This window comes from Embleya australiensis (assembly GCF_051903075.1).
In the GTDB taxonomy this organism is placed as follows: domain Bacteria; phylum Actinomycetota; class Actinomycetes; order Streptomycetales; family Streptomycetaceae; genus Embleya.
The window spans coordinates 2,199,220-2,216,294 of record NZ_CP182422.1 but is presented as its reverse complement, the minus strand read 5'-3'; the positions used below and the strand labels follow the sequence as shown (position 1 = coordinate 2,216,294).

The 17,075-nt window shown below is 73.3% G+C and carries 15 protein-coding genes; 3 read left to right on the top strand and 12 right to left on the bottom strand.

The window, feature by feature from the left end:
- Positions 1 to 5 precede the first annotated feature (5 nt).
- Positions 6 to 716 (bottom strand): hypothetical protein, encoded by a 711-nt coding sequence (locus ACMXN5_RS09245; RefSeq protein ID WP_439674823.1) that lies wholly within the window; start codon positions 714 to 716, stop codon positions 6 to 8.
- Between the two features lie 413 nt (positions 717 to 1,129).
- On the opposite strand from ACMXN5_RS09245, the gene ACMXN5_RS09240 reads away from it, so the two are divergent.
- Entirely contained in the window at positions 1,130 to 2,500 is a 1,371-nt protein-coding gene (locus ACMXN5_RS09240) for a regulator (RefSeq protein WP_395789161.1), read from the top strand.
- Between the two features lie 15 nt (positions 2,501 to 2,515).
- On the opposite strand, the gene ACMXN5_RS09235 is transcribed toward ACMXN5_RS09240, so the two are convergent.
- The 4 genes from ACMXN5_RS09235 to lpdA form a co-directional block, all read right to left on the bottom strand.
- A complete protein-coding gene (locus ACMXN5_RS09235; RefSeq protein WP_439674821.1) occupies positions 2,516 to 3,769 on the bottom strand; it encodes an NAD(P)/FAD-dependent oxidoreductase in 1,254 nt (417 codons plus the stop codon).
- 290 nt (positions 3,770 to 4,059) lie between these two features.
- Positions 4,060 to 4,953: a TIGR01777 family oxidoreductase gene (locus ACMXN5_RS09230; RefSeq protein ID WP_439674820.1), complete on the bottom strand. Its 894-nt coding sequence runs from the start codon at positions 4,951 to 4,953 to the stop codon at positions 4,060 to 4,062.
- 92 nt (positions 4,954 to 5,045) lie between these two features.
- Positions 5,046 to 6,872, bottom strand: coding sequence for a 2-oxoglutarate dehydrogenase, E2 component, dihydrolipoamide succinyltransferase (gene sucB, locus ACMXN5_RS09225; protein ID WP_439674819.1), 1,827 nt, complete (start codon positions 6,870 to 6,872; stop codon positions 5,046 to 5,048).
- 71 nt (positions 6,873 to 6,943) lie between these two features.
- Positions 6,944 to 8,332 (bottom strand): dihydrolipoyl dehydrogenase, encoded by a 1,389-nt coding sequence (gene lpdA, locus ACMXN5_RS09220; RefSeq protein ID WP_439674818.1) that lies wholly within the window; start codon positions 8,330 to 8,332, stop codon positions 6,944 to 6,946.
- A 272-nt stretch (positions 8,333 to 8,604) separates the two neighbouring features.
- Here lpdA and ACMXN5_RS09215 point away from each other — a divergent pair, with 272 nt between their 5' ends.
- Entirely contained in the window at positions 8,605 to 8,928 is a 324-nt protein-coding gene (locus ACMXN5_RS09215; RefSeq protein ID WP_380012508.1) for a hypothetical protein, read from the top strand.
- Positions 8,929 to 9,040: 112 nt separating this feature from the next.
- Here ACMXN5_RS09215 and ACMXN5_RS09210 read toward each other — a convergent pair whose 3' ends face one another.
- From ACMXN5_RS09210 to ACMXN5_RS09195, 4 genes are all read right to left on the bottom strand, one after another.
- Positions 9,041 to 10,546, bottom strand: coding sequence for a leucyl aminopeptidase (locus tag ACMXN5_RS09210; RefSeq protein WP_439674817.1), 1,506 nt, complete (start codon positions 10,544 to 10,546; stop codon positions 9,041 to 9,043).
- Positions 10,547 to 10,703: 157 nt separating this feature from the next.
- Positions 10,704 to 11,486: an adenosylcobinamide-GDP ribazoletransferase gene (locus ACMXN5_RS09205; RefSeq protein WP_439674816.1), complete on the bottom strand. Its 783-nt coding sequence runs from the start codon at positions 11,484 to 11,486 to the stop codon at positions 10,704 to 10,706.
- Complete coding sequence (locus ACMXN5_RS09200) at positions 11,483 to 12,523, bottom strand: nicotinate-nucleotide--dimethylbenzimidazole phosphoribosyltransferase (protein ID WP_395789147.1); 1,041 nt, start codon at positions 12,521 to 12,523, stop codon at positions 11,483 to 11,485. The genes ACMXN5_RS09205 and ACMXN5_RS09200 overlap by 4 nt, the downstream gene beginning before the upstream one ends.
- A gap of 351 nt (positions 12,524 to 12,874) precedes the next feature.
- Entirely contained in the window at positions 12,875 to 14,191 is a 1,317-nt protein-coding gene (locus tag ACMXN5_RS09195; protein ID WP_439674814.1) for a bifunctional adenosylcobinamide kinase/adenosylcobinamide-phosphate guanylyltransferase, read from the bottom strand.
- Positions 14,192 to 14,283: 92 nt separating this feature from the next.
- On the opposite strand from ACMXN5_RS09195, the gene ACMXN5_RS09190 reads away from it, so the two are divergent.
- Positions 14,284 to 14,490 (top strand): hypothetical protein, encoded by a 207-nt coding sequence (locus tag ACMXN5_RS09190; RefSeq protein WP_078977518.1) that lies wholly within the window; start codon positions 14,284 to 14,286, stop codon positions 14,488 to 14,490.
- A 72-nt stretch (positions 14,491 to 14,562) separates the two neighbouring features.
- On the opposite strand, the gene ACMXN5_RS09185 is transcribed toward ACMXN5_RS09190, so the two are convergent.
- The 3 genes from ACMXN5_RS09185 to ACMXN5_RS09175 form a co-directional block, all read right to left on the bottom strand.
- Positions 14,563 to 15,561: an aldo/keto reductase family protein gene (locus tag ACMXN5_RS09185; protein ID WP_380032729.1), complete on the bottom strand. Its 999-nt coding sequence runs from the start codon at positions 15,559 to 15,561 to the stop codon at positions 14,563 to 14,565.
- Positions 15,562 to 15,676: 115 nt separating this feature from the next.
- Positions 15,677 to 16,447, bottom strand: a complete 771-nt coding sequence (locus tag ACMXN5_RS09180) for a class I SAM-dependent methyltransferase (protein ID WP_439674813.1) — start codon at positions 16,445 to 16,447, stop codon at positions 15,677 to 15,679.
- Complete coding sequence (locus tag ACMXN5_RS09175; RefSeq protein ID WP_380032725.1) at positions 16,444 to 17,049, bottom strand: DUF3043 domain-containing protein; 606 nt, start codon at positions 17,047 to 17,049, stop codon at positions 16,444 to 16,446. Before ACMXN5_RS09175 ends, ACMXN5_RS09180 begins: the two co-directional genes overlap by 4 nt.
- Positions 17,050 to 17,075: the final 26 nt, after the last annotated feature.

Genomic DNA, 17,075 nt, shown 5'->3' with positions numbered 1-17,075 from the left:
GAACGTCACCCGCGACCGGCGTCGAGGCCGCGGACTCGACAGGTCACGCCGGTGAAGGTGCAGCCGATCGCCTCGACCCGGCCGTACAGGCCGAACTCGATCACCACGCTCGCCCCGGGCGCCAGCGGTCCCCGGCCGCGGGCGGTCGCGACGCCGCGATCGGTGCTGGTGCGCATGTCCTCGCCGTAGAGCATGGTGAAGCCGCTCTGCCGGCCCGACGTGGTGAGCGTGAGGTCCCAGGCGGGCAGCGGGCGCGGGGTGCGGTTGGTGATCACCACGGTGCCGTCGGCCCCCCAGCCGGAGTCGGTCACGGTGGCGTCGACGGAGATGTCCGCGGGACCGGTGGTGGCGGGCGGCGGCGGGACGGGCGGGGCCGGCGGCGCGCTGGAGCGGGTCGCGGTCGCGCTCGCCCCGGGGTTGGCGCTCGCCGAGGCGGACGGGGAGCGGGTCGCCGACCGTGTCGCGCTCGCGGTCGTCGGCGGACCCGTGGCGGTGGCCGTACCCGCGCCCGGGCTCGCGGCAGCGGTGCCGGGCAGCGGGAACGCGGGCGCCGGCAGCGGCAGGTTCCGGTCGAGCGAGACCGGGGTGTCGCCCCGATCCGAGTCGCCGAGGCCGCCGAACAGGAAGACCCCGCTGGTGAGCAGCAGGCAGACGATCGCGACCGCGGCGAGGGGGATCACGATCCCGCGGGCGGTGTCGTCCGATTGCCGGGTCACGCGTGCGTTTCCTTCGCCTGGTCGCGGGCGGCTCGCGATTCCCGGACACTCCGGCCGATGTGGCCCGACGCCCCCGAGGCGCGTCCGCGCGGACGTCGGCCGCACGGAAGTCGATCACCCCAACGGGTGAACTGCCTCGCGCATGTTCCACCACCGCTACGCGCATCGCAAGCGGCGGCAGGCTGGTGACAGCGCGGTGGATCCGTGTCGCCGATTCGGCAGGTTTTGCCGAACTTGGCCGAACCGGGGCTTCCTGGGGGCGAATTCGCCCCATCCCGGCGGGTCCTTCGGGCGTAACTCGAAAGGGTCATTGTTACGAGCGTTCGGGTTGTAGCTCTCCAGAAATCGCTAGATTCTCGCGCGATCACCCACCCACACCCGAACCACCGCACCAGCGGGAGGCGTTCATCTCCATGGCAGCCAGGGTCGAGCGGCGCCCCAATCACCGGCTGGCGGCGCTTGTCGAGGAAGCCGGCTTCTCGCATGCCGGTCTGGCCCGACGCGTTGACCAACTCGGTGCGGAACAGGGCATCGATCTCCGGTACGACAAGACCTCAGTGGCACGCTGGTTGCGGGGCCAACATCCGCGCGGGATCGTGCCGATACTGCTCGCGGAGGTCTTCACCCAACGACTCGGCCGCAAACTCAGCGCCGAGGATCTGGGCATGGCCGGATGCCGGCCGGACTACGCCGGGCTGGAGTACGCGTCCGGTCCGCCCGAGGCGGTCGAGATCGTCACCGGCATGTGGCAGGCCGACTCGGCGCAGCGATCCGCCCTGGTGGAGGCCGCGTTCACGCCCGGGGCGCTGGTGGTGCCCAGCCGGGACTGGCTGATCGGCGCCGGCGACGAGCGGCCGGCGCGGCAGGACGGCGACCGCGTGGGCCTCGGCGACGTGGCCGCGGTACGGGCGGTCGGCGAGGCGTTCCGGCGGTTGGACAACTCGTTCGGCGGGGGGCACGGCCGGCAGGCGCTGGTGCGCTACCTCGACACCGAGGTGACCGCGATACTGCGCGGGACCTACGACTCGCGCACCGGCAGCGCGCTGTTCGGTGCGGCGGCCACGCTCACCCGCCTGGTCGGCTGGATGGCGTACGACGTGGGCGTGCACGGGATGGCGCAGCGCTATTTCGTCCAGGCGCTGCGGCTGGCCCAGGCGTCGGGGGATCGGGCGCTCGGCGGGTTCGTGTTGTCCACGATGAGCCGGCAGGCGGTATACCTCGGGCACGGGCGCGAGGCGGTACAGCTGGCGCGGGTCGCCCAGCAGGGCGCGTCGGCGGTGGCCACGCCCCGGGTGCGCGCGCTCTTCCACGCGGTCGAGGCGCGCGGACACGGCCTGCTCGGCGACGCGCGGGCGTGCGGGGCGGCGTTGTTGCGGGCCGAGCAGGCGTTGGAGTGCGTCGCGTCCGGGGACGACGAGCCGGAGTGGGTCGCGTTCATGAACGAGGCCCAGTTGGCCGACGATCACGCGCACTGCTACCGGGACTTGGAGGACTACGACAAGGCGCGCGAATACGCCGAGCGCTCGCTGCGGCTGCGCGGGAGCGAGTACGCGCGCAGCCGGTTGTTCTGCCAGACGATCCTGGCCACCGCGTTGCTGGAGTTGGGCGAGGTGGAGCAGGCATGCCGGGTGGAGGCGGAGGCGACCGAACAGGCGGAGGGGCTGCGGTCGTCGCGGGCGGTGGACTATGTACGCGAGTTCACCCATCGGTTGGCGCCGTATCGGGACGTGCCGGCGGTGCGCGAATTCGAGGCGCGGTCGGGCTGCTTCGTCCGCACGGCCTGAGCGGCGCGCGGCGGGTCAGGCCGCGAGGGCGCCCAGGTCGGCGAGGGCGGAGCGGGCCGCTCTGCGACCGGAGGCCAGGGCGCCCTGGATGGAGCTGGAGTCGCGATGGTCGCCACAGACGTACAGGCCGCCGATCAGCCGGACCGGTCGGCGGAAGTTGTGACCGGGCTCGACCACCGGGACGGCCTGCGGGATGTGACAGGTGGTCAGATGTGCCCACGTGATGGTGGGCGTGTCGTGGACGACCGCGAGCCGTTCGCGGACCCGTAGTTCGAGCTTGGCCGGCTCCGAGCCGTCGTGCCCGAGCACGGTGGTGGCGATCAGCGCCCGGCGGTCCGGCGCGTAGGTGGGGGCGACCTGGCTGACCACCGTCGTGTGCGTGAACGGGCTGCGGGCGTCGGCCTCCACGAGCAGCGACGCGTCGGCCCGGGGCGCGCCGCGGGCCACGTGGTACAGCGTGGTCACCGGGTGGAAGGCGGGCATCCGCAGGCCCGGCAGCAGCGCCACCGCCGTACTCGGATCGGTGGCCACGATCACCGCGCGCGCCCGGATCTCGCCCGCCACGTCGGTCAGCACACGATCGGCCGAGACGGACGACACGCGCACGCCGTAGCGCACCACGCCCGCCGGCAGGGTCGCCGCGAGCTGGGTCGGCACCGCCGCCATGCCCCGGGCGGGCAGCGCCACCCGGCCGCGCAGGAAGGACCGGAGCAGCAACTCGGCGAACCGGCTGGACGAGCGCAACGCGGGATCGTGCAACAGCGCGGCCAGCAGCGGGCGCAGGGTCCGCCGGGTCAGCTCGGGCGGCAGCGCGCGCAACACCGGCGCATCGGCGGCGGCCGTCTCGGCGGCGCCGAACACCCGCGCCACCGGGGCGGACGCGGTCCGGGCGAGCAGGGCGGCCAGCCGCGCCCGGTCGGTGCCGCTGCCGTTGCGCAACCCGCCGATCGCGTCCCGGACCCGGCGCACGTCGCCGATCCGCTGCGTGCGGCCGTCCTCGTACAGCAGCACACCGGGCTGGAACGCGCGCAACCCCAGTGCGGCGACGTCGAGTTGCCGGCGCACCTGGGGCCAGGAGGTGGTCAGCGACTGAAAGCCGCGGTCGACCCGGAAGCCGTCCACGAGATCCGTCCGCACCCGCCCCCCGGGTCGATCGCCCGCTTCCAGCACGGTGACCGGCACCCCGGCCGCGGCCACGGTCCGTGCCGCGCTCAAGCCGGCCAACCCGGCCCCCACCACGATCACCTCGGTACGGCGCACGTCGACCACGATCGTCCTCCCGTCCCCCAGCCCACGACCACCCACGCCGCGGTGTCGGTTTCATCGCCTAGGTCATGCCTCGAAAGCCCGGTCGGTTTCACCGCCTACAGGTCATACCCCTCGAAAGCCCGGTCGGTTTCACGCCTACAGGTCATACCCCTCGAAAGCCCGGTCGGTTTCACGCCTACAAGTCATACCCACCAAAAGCCCGAAGGAGCGCACTGACCAACACCGGTTGTCCGACGGGCAACAGCAGGGCGTCCACTTGTCGACGAGCGTGCCGGACGTGACGTCGGGGCTCAGGCGTCGAGGGCGGCGGCGATCGCGGTGTCGATGGTGGGGTGTTCGAAGGTGAAGTCGGAGTCCAGGAGGGCCTTGGGCACCATGCGTTGGCCGGTGAGGATTTCCTTGGCGAAGTCGCCGAGGACGATGCGCAGGGCGAATGGGGGGACCGCGAGGAAGGTGGGGCGGTGCAGGGCCCGGCCCATGGCCTTGGTGGCCTCGGCGTTGGTGACCGGGTTCGGGGTGGTCAGGTTGACCGGGCCGGACAGGGTCGGGTGGTCCAGGACGTGGCGGATCGCGGCCACCTCGTCGGTCAGCGAGATGAAGCTCCAGTACTGCCGGCCCGAGCCGAGTCGGCCGCCGAGGCCGGCCCGGAACAGCGGGAACATCCGGCCCCACGCGCCGCCGGAGCGGGAGACCACCAGGCCGGTGCGCAGGTGGGCGACCCGGATGCCGGCCTCGACGGCGGGCGCGGTGGCCGCCTCCCACTCCGTGCACAGGTCGGCCAGGAAGCCGGCCCCGGGCGGGGAGGACTCGTCCACCTCGCGCTCGCCCGTGTCGCCGTAGTAGCCCATCGCGGAGCCGGACAGCAGTACCCGCGGCGCCGGTCGCAGGGCCGCCAGCGCGCGGGAGACGGCCGCGGTGCCCAGGACCCGGCTGTCCCGGAGTTCGCGCCTGTACGCGGCCGTCCAGCGCCGATCCCCGATGCCCGCGCCGGCCAGATGCACGGCCGCGTCCACCGGGCCGAGCGCGGCGGTGTCCACCGTGCCGCCGTGCGGGTCCCAGCGCACCTCGTCGGGCCCGCGGGGGGCCCGGCGGACCAGCCGGACCACCTCGTGGCCGTCGGCGGCGAGCGAGCGGACGAGAGCGGAACCCACGAGGCCGGACGAGCCGGTGACGGCGATACGCATGGGAGCATCCTCGCCCACCCGGTGCCGAACATGCCGAAGGCGGCCCGGACCGGGGTCCGAACCGCCTTCGGGTCGTGCGTGTCGCCGGCTGCCTACAGGCCGAGGTCGCCCTCGAAGGCGCCTTCCTCGAGACGGGTCTTCACCGTCTGCAGGAAGCGGGCCGCGTCCGCGCCGTCCACCAGGCGGTGGTCGTAGGACAGGGCCAGGTACACCATCGAGCGAACCGCGATGACCTCGCCGAGCGTCGGGTCGTTGACCACGACCGGGCGCTTGACGACCGCGCCCGTGCCGAGCATCGCGACCTGCGGCTGCGGGAAGATCGGCGTGTCGAACAGCGCGCCGCGCGAACCGGTGTTGGTCAGCGTGAACGTGCCGCCGGCCAGCTCGTCGGGGCTGACCTTGTTGGTGCGGGTGCGCTCCGCCAGGTCCGAGATCTTCCGGGACAGGCCCGCGATGTTCAGGTCGCCCGCGTTGTGGATGACCGGGACCATCAGACCGCGGTCGGTGTCCACCGCGATCACCAGGTGCTCGGCGTCGTGGTAGGTGACCGTGCCCGCGTCCAGGTCCATCGAGGCGTTCAGGACCGGGTGGACCTTGAGCGCCTCGACCGCCGCCTTGGCGAAGAACGGCATGAACGACAGCTTGACGCCCTCGCGGGCCACGAAGTCGTTCTTGGCCCGGTCGCGCAGGCGGGCGATGTTGGTGACGTCCACCTCGACGACGGTGGTCAGCTGGGCCGAGGTCTGCAGCGACTCGACCATGCGCTTGGCGATCACCGTGCGCATCCGCGACAACTTCTCGGTCCGACCGCGCAGCGGCGACGGCTCGATCGGCGCCGCGGCCTTGGCGGCCGGAGCGGCGGCGGGGGCCGCGGCCGGAGCCGAGGCAGCCGCGGCGGCCTGGGCCGCCTGCTGCTTGCGGGCCGTCTCCAGGACGTCCTGCTTGCGGATGCGGCCACCGATGCCGGTGCCCTCGATCGCGCCCAGGTCCACGTTGTGCTCGGCGGCGAGCTTGCGCACCAGCGGGGTGACGTACGCGCCGTCGGCCTCGGCCGGCGGGGCGAGCTGCGCCGCCGGGGCGGCGGCCTGCGGGGCGGGAGCCGGCGCGGGCGTCGGAGCCGGCTTCGGCGCGGGCGCCTGGGCCGGAGCTGCGGCCGGAGCCGGAGCGGGCGCCGCGGCCTGAGCCGGCGCGGTGGCCGGAGCAGCCGCAGGAGCCGGAGCAGCCGCCGGAGCCGCAGCCGCCGGAGCGGGCGCCGCGGCCGGAGTCGCACCGGGCGCGCCGATGACGGCCAGCTCCGCGCCGACCTCCACCGTCTCGTCCTCGGCGACCTTGATCTTCAGCAGCACGCCGCCGACCGGCGACGGGATCTCGGTGTCGACCTTGTCCGTCGAGACCTCGAGCAGCGGCTCGTCGGCCTCGACCGTGTCACCCTCCTGCTTCAGCCAGCGGGTGATGGTGCCCTCCTGCACGCTCTCGCCGAGCGCGGGCAGCAGCACCGGGGTGCCCTGCGCGTCGCCGGCGGGCGCGGCCGGAGCCTGGGCGGGCTCCTGCGCGACCGGAGCCGCCGGAGCGGCGGGTGCGGCGGGTGCCTCGGCGGCCGGAGCAGCCTGCGCGGGCGGGGCCTGAGCCGGAGCCTCGGCCTCCTGCGGAGCCGGCGCGGCGGCCGGAGCCTCGGCCCCCGAGCCGTCGTCGATCACGGCCAGCTCGGCGCCGACGTCGACCGTGTCGTCTTCCTGGGCCTTGATCGACACCAGGATGCCCGCGGCGGGGGAGGGGATCTCGGTGTCGACCTTGTCGGTCGAGACCTCGAGCAGGGGCTCGTCCAGCTCGACGCGCTCACCCTCCTGCTTCAGCCAGCGGGTGATGGTGCCCTCCTGCACGCTTTCGCCGAGCGCGGGCAGTGTTACGGAGACCGGCATGGGTCAATGACTCCTTCTCAACGCTTCAAGGCGTGGGTCTTGGATGACGGGGCGCGATAGGGGGCGCGTCGTCAGTCGTGGACGTGCAGGGGCTTGCCCGCCAACGCGAGGTGGGCCTCGCCAAGCGCCTCGGACTGCGTCGGGTGCGGGTGGATGAGCTGGGCGACCTCGGCCGGCAGGGCCTCCCAGTTGTAGATCAGCTGGGCCTCCGAGGTCAGCTCGCCCATCCGGGCGCCGACCATGTGGATGCCGACGACCGGGCCGTCCTTGACCGAGACGACCTTGACCTGGCCGGTCGTCTTGAGGATCTGGCTCTTGCCGTTGCCGCCGAGGCTGTAGCTGATCGACGCGAGCTTGTCCGAACCGTAACGCTCGACCGCCTGCGCCTCGGTGAGGCCGACCGAGGCCACCTCCGGGTCGCAGTAGGTCACGCGCGGCACGCCCGCGTAGTCGATCGGCACCGGGTTCAACCCGGCGATCCGCTCGGCGACCAAAATGCCCTCGCCGAAACCGACGTGGGCGAGCTGAAGGGTGGGGATGAGGTCGCCCACGGCCGAGATCGTCGGCACGTTGGTGGCGCAGTACTCGTCGACCAGGACGTAGCCGCGGTCCATCGCGACGCCGACCTCCTCGTAGCCCAGGCCCGCCGAGACGGGGCCGCGGCCGACGGCGACGAGCAGCAGCTCGGCCTCGATCTGCTTGCCGTTCTCCAGCGAGACCCGGACGCCCGCGTCGGTGTACTCGACACCGGAGAAACGCGCGCCGAGTTCGAACTTGATGCCGCGACGACGGAAGGCGCGCTCCAGCAGCTTGCTGCTCGCCTCGTCCTCCAGGGCGACCAGGTGCGGCAGCGCCTCGACGATGGTCACGTCCACACCGAAGGACTTCCAGGCGCTGGCGAACTCGACGCCGATCACGCCGCCGCCCAGCACCACCGCGGACTGCGGGACCCGGTCCAGCACGAGCGCGTGGTCGCTGTTGATCACGCGGTTGCCGTCGACCTCCAGGCCCGGCAGCGACTTCGGCACCGAGCCGGTCGCCAGTACCACGTGTCGACCCTCGTAGCGCTGCCCGTTCACCTCGACCGCGGTCGGCGACACAAGCTTCCCGGCGCCTTCGACGACGGTGATCTTGCGGCTCGCGATCAGCCCGGTCAGGCCCTTGAACAGGCGCGAAACGACGCCGTCCTTGTACGCGTGCACCGCGGCGATGTCGATGCCGTCGAAAGTCGACTTGACGCCGAACTGCTCGCTCTCGCGCGTCTGGTCCGCGACCTCGCCGGCGTGCAGCAGCGCCTTGGTCGGGATGCAGCCGTTGTGCAGACACGTGCCGCCGAGCTTGCCCTTTTCGACGAGGACGACGCGCATACCGAGTTCGGCCGCGCGCAGGGCGCACGCGTAGCCGCCACTCCCGCCGCCGAGAATGACTACATCGAAAACGGCTCCGGCGTCGTTCGCCACGTCACGTCCTCCTGTGATTGCGATGCCGACCCGCGCGGTACGCGGCGGGCGGCACCCCCTTCTTGTGGAAGGTCTCAAGTGCCGGTACAACATCCTCCCACTTGTCGGAGGCGACCGAGCACTCCGCCCCGGTGTTGCCTGTCCCACAGGGGCCGCACCGAAATGGCGGGTCGGGGGCACAACGTGCCCTCGCGACTCGTTGTTCCGGCACGATCCCGGCGTCCGCGCAGGACGGACGCGGGCGAACGCGCGTACGACAGGAAGGAATCCCCGTGGGGCTGTTCCGACGCAAACGCGGTACCGGCACGGACGCGCCCGATCGTAAGCAGGCCGCCGCGACGGCCGACCACCTGAGCGAATTCGCGCGCAGCCGCAAGGGTGTCGAGGCGTACATCGAACCGGTGACCACGCTGAGCGGCACGACGGTGGTGTTCATCGCCGACACGGGGGAGTGGACCCGGCGCCGGGTCGCCGACCCCGCGGCGGCGCGCTCCCTCGCGCGCAAGCTGGGCATCCCGGTGTACGAGGCGGCCCTGGTGGGCTACCCCAAGCGCATGCGCGAGTGGACCCGACGGCAGTCCGGCGGCGGCTCCTGACCCGACCGCCGCCGCGCCGCGCGCGGGTGAGGCGCACCCCGGTGCGGTACGGCCGGTCCGGCCGGGGCGCCTGCGTGCCCCGCCCGGACCGGACCGCCGTCCCGCGTCCGGATCAGATCCGGTTGTCCGCGACGTCCTGCGCGACCTGGAGCAGCGAACGCACCGCGACGCCCGTGCCGCCCTTGGCCCGGTAGCCGCCGGCCTCGCCCTCGTGGAACGCCGGGCCCGCGATGTCCAGGTGCGCCCAGTGCACACCCTCGGCGACGAACTCCTGGAGGAAGATGCCGGCGATCAGGCCGCCACCCATCCGCGAGTTGCCCATGTTCTTCAGGTCCGCGATCGGCGAGTCCATCTGCTTGCGCATGTCGGCCGGCAGCGGCATCGGCCAGGCCTGCTCGCCCGCCCGCGTCGCCGCGTCGTACACCGCGTCGCGGAAGGTGTCGTCGTTGGCCATGATCCCGTACATGTCGTTGCCCAAGGCGACCATCATCGCGCCGGTCAGCGTGGCCACGTCGATCAGCATCTGCGGCGACTCCTCGCACGCGCGCGTGATCGCGTCGGCGAGCACCAAGCGGCCCTCGGCGTCGGTGTTCAGCACCTCGACGGTGCGACCGCCGTACATCCGCAGCACGTCGCCGGGGCGGATCGCGGTGCCGGAGGGCATGTTCTCCGCCAGCGCCAGCCAGCCGGTCACGTTGACCTCGAGGCCGAGCCGGGCCACCGCGGTGACCGCGCCCAGGACGGCCGCCGCGCCGCCCATGTCCATCTTCATCGTCTCGTTGGACCCGGCCGGCTTGAGCGAGATGCCGCCCGAGTCGTAGGTGATGCCCTTGCCGACAAGCGCGATGGTGCGCTTGGCCTTGGGGTGCGTGTAGCCCAGGCGGACCAGGCGCGGCTTGTTGGCCGAACCCTGGCCGACGCCGAGGATGCCGCCGAAGCCGCCCTTGGCGAGCGCCTTGTCGTCCAGCACCTCGACCTTGAAGCCGGCGTTCTTGCCGGTGTCCACCGCGATCGCGGCGAAGTCCTTCGGGTTCAGGTCGTTCGGCGGGGTGTTGACCAGGTCGCGCGCGTGGTTCACGCTCTCCGCGGTGATCGCGGCGCGCTCCGTGGCGGCCTTGACCGCCTTGTTGGCCTTCAGGCCGAGCAGCACGACGTCCTTGACCGCGTCCTTGCGGCCCTCGCGCGACTTCTCCCGGTAGGTCTCGAAGGAGTACGCGCCGAGCAGCACGCCCTCCCCGAACGCACCCACCGCCTCCGCACCGGCCAACGGCAGTGCCACACCGGCCTTCTTGACGCCCGCGAGCGCCCGCGCCACGGTGCCGCCCACGCGACGCAACGTCTCGTGCGCGAAGCCGTCGGCGGGCTGCTCGCCCAGGCCGACGACCAGCACGAGCGGGGCCTTGGCCGCGCCGAACGTCGGCACCCGGTGTAGTTCGCCCTCGGCCCCGGTGGCGTCGACGGCGGACAGGGTGGCGGTGAGCCGGCCGTCGAGCGCCGCGTCGACGCTCTCGGCGCCCTCGGCCAGGACGGCGCCGTCCTTGCCCTTGACGGCGCCGATCACGAGGACGTCGGCGCGCAGGGAAAGGGCCGCGGTGGAGCCGATACTCAGTGTGGTCACGAGTGTCCTGTCTCTCATCTCTCGGAGGTGCTGAGTGCCCGCACGATCGGTGGGGCACCGACGCGGCGATCCTTGCTGGGGATGCCGCGTCGAGCGGTGACGAGCCGTATGGAAGATACGTTCGCCCTCAGCATTTCACGCCTTCCCGGCAAACGTCTCAGCCAGTGGACAGGACCACCAGCGCGACGCAGCCGGCGGTCTCCACGACGGCGCCCAGCACATCGCCGGTGATGCCGCCGAATCGGCGTGTGGTGTGCCGCAACAGCAGGGCGGCGGCGGCGAGTCCGGCGATCGCCGCGCCCAGCGCGCGCAGCGCCTCGGCCGGGTCCTGGACGAGGCCGTACAGGCCGGCGCCGGCGACCAGGACGAGCGACCAGGCGAGCAGCACGCCGCGCCCGACGGTGCCGGCGACCATCGCCCCGAGTCCGTCGGGACGCGCGGACGGTACGCCCGGGCCGCACGCGATCGACAGCGCGACCCGGCCCGTGACCACCGCGAACACCAGGGCGGCGGCGGCCGATCCGCCGCCGTGCTGCCCGAGCCGACTCAGCGCGCCGATCTCGATCAGGACCAGGAAGAGCAGGGAAAGCACGCCGAACGGGCCGATGTCGGACGCCTTCATGACGCGCAGCGCGTCCGGGGCGGGCTTGGCCGAGCCCAGGCCGTCGGCGGTGTCGGCCAGGCCGTCCAGGTGCAGCCCTCGGGTGAGCAGGGCCAGCGCGGCGACGGCGAGCGCGGCGGCGGTGAACGCGCCGGTGCCGGCCCATTCGGCGAGGGCGAGGACGCCCGCGGCTAGGCCGCCCAGGACCAGGCCGACCAGCGGTGCGCAGGCCATCGCGCGGCCGGCCACCGGGCGGTCCACGCGCTCCACCTCGACCGGGATCACCGACAGGATGCCGAACGCCAGGCGCAGCCCGGCCGAGGTGGTACCGGCGCTCACGGGGTGGGCTGTACCCGGGCCACCAGATCGACCGCCGCGCGCAGCACCGGGAGCGCGAGCAGCGCGCCGACGCCCTCGCCGCCGCGGACCCGGTAGTCCAGGACCGGTTCGAGGGCGAGCCGGTCCAGCGCCTTGACGTGGCCGGGCTCGGGGGTGACGTGGCCGGCCAGCCACCAGTCGGGCGCGCGGTAGGAGATCCGCTGGGCGACCAGGGCCGCCGCGGCGGTGGAGACGTCGTCGAGCAGCACCGGCGTGCGGCGGACCGAGCACTGGAGCAGGAATCCGGTCATCGCGGCGAAGTCGGCCCCGCCGCTGACGCCGAGCAGCCGCATCGGGTCGCCGAGCACGGGCCGGGCCCGGCGCAGCGCGTCGCGGATGGTGGCGCACTTGCGGATCCAGGTCGCGTCGTCGATGCCGGAGCCGCGGCCTATCACCGCCGCCGCGTCCATGCCGGTGAGCGCGCCGATCAGGACGGCCGCCGGGGTGGTGGCCGCCGCGCCCAGGGAGCCCAGGAGCAGTACGTCGGCGCCGGAGTCGATCTCGGCGTCGGCGATCTCGGTCCCGACCCGGAACGCCGCCTCGGCCTCGCCGGGAGCGAGCGCGTCCGCGCTGTCCAGCGCGCCCGAGCCGCGTCGGATCCGGTGGCGCGCGATCGGCTCGGGGAAGGCGTCGGGCTCGGCGTCGACGGCGATGTCGACGATCCGGATCGGCGTGTCGAGCGCGGCGGCGAACGTGGCTGCGGGGGTGGTGCCGGCGAGGGTGGCCCGTACCTCGCGCGCGGTCCAGCCGGGCGGGCGGACCGACACTCCGTGCGTGGCCACTCCGTGGTCGGCGGCGAACAGCACGACTCGGGGGGCGCCGATGGGCGCGGTGGTCTTGCCGCCCCGGATCGAGGCGTACCGGATCGCGAGCTCTTCGAGTCGGCCGTACGCGCTGGGGGCGCCCGCGAGGTCGGCCAGGTGTGTGCGGACGCGTGCGCGGGCGTCGTCGTCTGGGCGCTCCACCTGTGCGGCCAGGGAGTCGAGGTCGATTGTCACCTGGTCAGGGTAGTTGTCGTCGGCGCGGCGGTCGCGCCTCGGTGGGCTCGGGTTGGTTCACCCGCCCGCTCCACCCGTTGCGTCGCGCCCGAAGCCTGCGGTCATACGGCGCAGGGGCCCACCGATCCCGCCCCGCAGGCCCGCTCGGGGCCGTTGCGAGGGTTGCGGAGCGCCGGCCGCGGTTGCCGCCCGCTTGCCCGCCTGCCCGCCTGCCCGCTCGCCTGCCTGCTGCCCGCTCGCTTGCCTGCCTGCGTGCTCGCCCGCCTGCGCGCCTGCCGGTCTGCTCGCCCGCTTGCTCGTCCGCCTGCCCGCCTGCTCGCCCGCCCGCTTCGCGGGCCTTCGGGGTTGGGGTCAGGGGGCGGCGGGTCTGGGTTGGGTTGGGAGGGGGCGCAATGTGAGGACCTGGCCTGCGACCACCAGCAGGACCTCGTCGGATTCGGCTGCGATCGTCGCGTTGAGGCGGCCCAGTTCGTCGCGGAAGCGGCGGCCGGCGGGGGTTGCCGGGACCACGCCGCTGCCCACCTCGTTGCTCACCCCGACCACGGGGACGCGGCACGCCCGCCACGCCGCGGCCAGCGCCGCGACGTCGGCCCGCACCGCCTCGCGCGCGCCGCCGTCCGCCCACGCGTCGTCGTCCCACGCGCCGTGCGCGTCCATCACCGCGGTCAGCCACAACGACAGGCAGTCCACCAGGAGCGGCCGACGCGCCTTCGCGAGCAGCCCCGTCAGCTCCACCGTCTCGGCGGTGCCCCAGGTGTCCGGTCGGCGATCACGATGCAGCGCGACCCGCTCGGCCCACTCCGGATCGCCCTCCCGGGTGCCGCCGGTCGCCACATAGAGCACGTCCGGACAGGCCGCGAGGCGCCGTTCGGCCTCCGCCGACTTGCCCGAGCGGGCCCCGCCCAGGACGAGGGTGCGATGCGGACGCGGCGTCGGCGAGGGGTCGGCGCCGACCCGCACCACACCGCCGTCCGGCACCGCGCGAGCGCCCCACGCGGCCAACCGGCGGTGCAACTCCTCGCCCGGCGGCGACTCGTGCGACAGGTGGATCGCCAGCACGTCGGTGTCCTCGGTGACCGCGCCGTCGCGCCGCAGCGTGGCCAGCCGCTCCGGCCACGACACCACGTCGAGCAACACCACGTCGTAGTGCCCGCCCTCGCGCGTCCAGGCCCGGCCGGCCTCGGCCTCCGGCGGCAGCGTCGAGGGCGGCACGTACAGCAGCCGCGTGCCGTCGGCGCCGATCACCTCGTAGGCGACCCGCCCGGGAGTCCCGCCGGGCAACACCCGTATTCGCCGACCGTCCACCTCGAACGTGTCACCCGCCGCGACCCGTCGCCACCTCGGCCCGCCCGCCGAGGGCGCAGGCAACCAGGCCGGCGGCGCGGACGGCGCGGCCACCTCGTCGAGCCCCGCCGCGGGCAGCCAGGCCAACGGCGTGGCCTCGGCCGGACCGCTCAGCAACAACCGTCGCACCCCGGTCAGCGGGTACCCGGCCCGCGCCGCGGCGTGCGCGGGCTCCGGACCGCAATCGAGCAGCAGCGTGCCGTCGAGCAGCACACACGCGGGTCCGCGCACCGCCGGCCCGGTGCACCCCAGACACGAGGCACAGGTGCAGAACGGCTGGGGCCAGCCCTTGGGACCGGCCGTGCCGAGCAGCGTCAGCTCCATGGGTGTCGTCGAGCTCCTGGCTATGAGGTGGGTGGGCTTGATCTACTGTGCAGGTCTTTTGACGGTCCGAGATCCGAGATGAGGAGCCCGACATGTCGTGGGTGTGGCGGTATGAGGACGCGGACGGTGCCCCCGTCGAGGGCCCGGAGGCCGAGGACTTCACCAACCAGTCGGACGCCGAGAGCTGGCTCGGCGAGACCTGGAAGGATCTGCTCGCGGCGGGCATCGAGCAGGTGAGCCTGCTGGAGGACGACGCCGTCGTCTACGAACACATGAGTCTGCGCGCCGCCGAGGGCTGACCCGGCACGGCGGACCGCGCCGATCGCACACGCCGGAGGGCGCGGCCCGGGCCGCGCCCTCCGGCGGTTCGGCTACGGACGCGTGCTCGGGCTCAGGGTGAGCGCCGGGTCGCGGTTGACCACCGGGTCCAGGATCACGTCGATCTTGGTCAGCAGGCTCTCGTCCAGCCGGACACCCGCCGCCTTGACGTTCTCCCGCACCTGCTCCGGGCGGGACGCGCCGATGATCGCGGCCGACACGTTCGGGTTCTGCAGGACCCACGCGACGGCGAGCTGGGCGAGCGAGAGACCGACCTCGTCGGCGAGCGGGCGCAGCTGCTGCACCCGGGTGAGCACATCGTCGGTGAGCATCCGCGAGACGAAGTCCTGGCCGCCTTTGTCGTCGGTGGCGCGCGACCCGGCCGGCGGCGGCTGCCCCGGCAGGTACTTGCCGGTGAGCACGCCCTGCGCGATCGGCGACCAGACGATCTGGCCGAGCCCCAGCTCCTCCGAGGCTGGCACCACCTCGGCCTCGATCACCCGCCACAACATCGAGTATTGCGGCTGGTTCGACACCAGCGGCACCCGCAACTCGCGGGCGAGTTCGGCGGCGGCGCGGATCTGCTCGGCGTTCCACTCGGAGACCCCGATGTACAGCGCCTTGCCGGCGCGGACCACGTCGGCGAAGGCCAGCATGGTCTCTTCCAGCGGCGTCGCGTAGTCGAAGCGGTGGGCCTGGTACAGGTCCACGTAGTCGGTGCCCAGGCGCGACAACGACCCGTCGATCGCCTCGAGGATGTGCTTGCGCGACAGACCCCGGTCGTTGCGACCGGGACCGGTGGGCCAGTAGACCTTGGTGAAGATCTCCAGGCCCTCGCGGCGCTCGCCCTTCAGCGCCCGGCCGAGCACCGATTCCGCGCGCGTCTCCGCGTACACGTCGGCGGTGTCGAAGGTGGTGATGCCACAGTCGAGCGCGGCCCGCACACACGCGAGTGCCGCGTCCTCTTCCACCTGGGAGCCGTGGGTGAGCCAGTTGCCGTAGGCGATCTCACTGATGACGAGACCACTGCGGCCGAGGTGTCGGAAGTCCATGCGAACACCCTATGTCGGACACCCGCGCGACGATCTTCCGCATCACCGGACACACCCGTCCCCATGACGGGACGGGCCCTCCGACGCGTCCCGCCCCCCGATGCCCGGGCGCGTCCTAGCGCACGGTCTTCTCGGCGACCAGGTGCAGGACCGGCGCGATCAGGCGGTACGGGTCGCGGCGCGACGCGTCCTCCTCGCAGGCGAGCAGGTTCGTCCACGCCTTCTGGCCGCGCGGCGGCTCGGCGTCGTCGGGCTGGAGGCCGCTGAAGACGCCGACGCCGTACCAGTCCAGGACCGGCGCGCCCAGGTCCGCGAGCACTGTGCACAGCCCGTCGACGGTGTCCGCGCGCAGCGTGCCGCCGGCCGGGTTGGGGTACGTGGTCGCGGACAGGCCCTTGAGCGTCGCGGTCCACTGGGCCGCGGCACCGGCGCGCATCGCCAGCGAGCCGGCGTTGCGCGAGGTGACCGAGATCAGCCCGCCCTGCGTCATCATCCGGGCCAGCGCGGCGAGCATGCCGTCGGGCTCGGGCTGGGCCTCCAGCACGTCGTGGCAGATGGCCAGGTCGAAGCTGCCCGGCGGGAAGTGCCGGCCGGCCTCGGCGCCGTCGCCCTCGACCAGCCGCATCCGCCCCTGCACGTCGGCCGACTCCCGGGCCAGGTCGTCGTGCAGCGCGGTGAGCACGTCGGTGTCGGTGTTCACCGAGGTGACGATGTGTCCCGCACGGGCGAGCAGGATGCCGGGCGAGGCCGGCCCGCAGCCGACGTCGAGCACCCGCAGCGGACCGCGGTCGCGCAGGCTCGTCATGTGCTCGGCCAGTTGGCGGGCCACCAACTCGCGGCGGACCTGCGTGTGCAGGTCGCCGCTCAACCCGGTGATCGTCGTCATGCGACCTTCTCGCCTCGTTTGACCTGCGGTTTGGGCAACCGCAGCCGACGGAGCTGGAGACAGCGCATCAGCGCGTACGGGGTGACGCCCTTGAGGTTCTCCTTCGGGAACTTCGCCCGCAACGCCTTCTTCAGGCCCATGTTGACCCGGACCGAGTCGAGGATGATCAGCAGGATCACCGCGATCCACAGGAAGAGCGAGAAGTTCTTGATCGCGAGGCTGGGCAGGATGCTCAGGATCAGGATGATCACGGCCGAGGGCAGGAAGAACTCGCCGACCGTGTAGCGCGCGTCGACGTAGTCGCGGGCGAACCGGCGCAGCGGCCCCCGGTCGCGGGCCGGCAGCGCCCGCTCGTCGCCGGTGAGCAGCGCCTGGCGCTGCGTCTCGCGCTCCTCGCGCATCCGCAGCCGGGCCTGCCTGCGCGCAGCCTTGGGGTCCTTGGGGACGGACACCTTGGTCTTGCGGTTGGCCTGCGCCTCGGAGCGCTTGGGCGTGGGGCGGCCCTTCGGGGCCTGGGGGTCCCGGACGGCCGACTCGCCCTGGAGACGCTCCAGGGACTGCTCGGCGGTCTCGGGCTCTGCGTGGGAACGTCGTCGGAACACGGTCAAAGCCTACGTGTTCGAGGGGC

Coding starts and splice junctions, on each gene's coding strand:
- ACMXN5_RS09240 (WP_395789161.1), top strand. CDS start 1,130: ATGGCAGCCAGGGTCGAGCGGCGCCCCAATCACCGGCTGGCGGCGCTT.
- ACMXN5_RS09230 (WP_439674820.1), bottom strand. CDS start 4,953: ATGCGTATCGCCGTCACCGGCTCGTCCGGCCTCGTGGGTTCCGCTCTC.
- sucB (WP_439674819.1), bottom strand. CDS start 6,872: ATGCCGGTCTCCGTAACACTGCCCGCGCTCGGCGAAAGCGTGCAGGAG.
- ACMXN5_RS09195 (WP_439674814.1), bottom strand. CDS start 14,191: ATGGAGCTGACGCTGCTCGGCACGGCCGGTCCCAAGGGCTGGCCCCAG.
- ACMXN5_RS09190 (WP_078977518.1), top strand. CDS start 14,284: ATGTCGTGGGTGTGGCGGTATGAGGACGCGGACGGTGCCCCCGTCGAG.
- ACMXN5_RS09185 (WP_380032729.1), bottom strand. CDS start 15,561: ATGGACTTCCGACACCTCGGCCGCAGTGGTCTCGTCATCAGTGAGATC.
- ACMXN5_RS09180 (WP_439674813.1), bottom strand. CDS start 16,447: ATGACGACGATCACCGGGTTGAGCGGCGACCTGCACACGCAGGTCCGC.